1 protein-coding gene is annotated in these 429 nt (G+C 71.3%); it reads left to right on the plus strand.

Annotated features, from left to right (window positions below; translation table 11 throughout):
• On the plus strand, positions 1–429 hold a 429-nt coding region (locus tag J5M73_RS31505), incomplete at both ends, for an arginine N-succinyltransferase (RefSeq protein WP_207817007.1).

A 429-nucleotide genomic window follows, 5' to 3' on the forward strand; every position in this document is an offset into this window, starting at 1 on the left:
GATTATCTGAGCTCGCACGGCCGCAAGTCGTTTCTCGCGGAGCTGATGCCGCGCTTTCCGGTGTACGTCGACCTGCTGCCGCGGGACGCGCAGGACGTGATCGGCGTCACGCATCGCGACACGCTGCCCGCGCGCAAGATGCTCGAGGCCGAAGGGCTGCGCTACCAGAACCACGTCGACATCTTCGACGCGGGCCCCGTGCTCGAATGCCACGTGGCGGATCTGCGCACCGTGCGCGAGAGCGCCGTCGTGCCGGTCGCGATCGGCGCGCCCGCCGCACGCGAGAACGCGCCGCGCTCGCTCGTGTCGAACACGTCGCTCGCCGATTTTCGCGTCGGCGTCGCGCCGGGGCTCGTCGACGCGGGCGTGTTCACGCTGTCCGCCGAGGATGCCGCCGCGCTGCGCGTGAGCGAGGGCGAGCTCGTGCGG

Source organism: Pseudomonas sp. 50_B, assembly GCF_017491625.1.
Taxonomy (GTDB): domain Bacteria; phylum Pseudomonadota; class Gammaproteobacteria; order Pseudomonadales; family Pseudomonadaceae; genus Aquipseudomonas; species Aquipseudomonas danubii.